General features: G+C 60.5%; 1 pseudogene. It reads right to left on the minus strand.

From position 1 onward, the window contains the following. Positions 1-786, minus strand: a pseudogene (locus tag ACW9UQ_RS18665) (transposase); the annotation flags it as partial. Between the last annotated feature and the right edge of the window lie 58 nt (positions 787-844).

An 844-nucleotide genomic window follows, 5' to 3' on the forward strand; every position in this document is an offset into this window, starting at 1 on the left:
CCGGTCTGCCATAGACCCGGACAAGCGCATCCAGTTCCCGCGCGACGCGGGCACCCGAGATACTGGTGTCGGCCATCAGGCACAGGTTCTCGCGGCAGCAATCATCGTTCACCGCCAGAATGCGGAACCGGCGGGACGCCCCGAACGTGTCTGACAGGAAGTCCAGCGACCAACGTTCGCCCGGTCTCAGCGCCTCCGGCATTGGTGTCCGCGATCCCCGCGCCCGTTTGCGGCCCCGTCGTCGCCTGACACCCAGCTTCTCATCCGTGTAAAGCCGATAGAGCTTCTTGTGGTTCATGATCATCCCCTTGCGTTCCAGCATCACGCCAATCCGCCGATAGCCGAACCGGCGGCGCTTGGCAGCGACGGCCTTCATCTCCTTGCGTATCTCGGGATTGTCCAGCGGGCGTTCACGCCGGACCGTCTTCGGATCGACACCGACAAGTCGGCAGGCCCGGCGTTGCGAGATGTCATGATCCCGCATCGCCCTGAGCGCTGCCTCTCGCCGCTCATTCGGCGTCGTCAGTTCTTTCCCAAAAGATCCTTCAGCACCACGTTGTCCAGCATGGCGTCGGCCAGCAGCCGCTTGAGCTTGGCATTCTCGTCCTCCATCGCTCTCAGCTTCGCGACGTCAGACACCTCCATGCCGCCATACTTCGATTTGTATTTGTAGAACGTGCCCTGGCTGAGACCGTGCTTGCGGCACACCTCTGCCGTCGGCATCCCGGCTTCCTGTTCTTTGATCATCCCAATGATTTGGACTTCCGTGAAACGGCTCTTTCGCATTCGTTTGCTCCTTCAAAAGGTTGAGCAAACTCTACATCAGAACGAGGGAAGTTTCGGG

It is taken from the genome of Halovulum sp. GXIMD14793 (genome assembly GCF_054457435.1).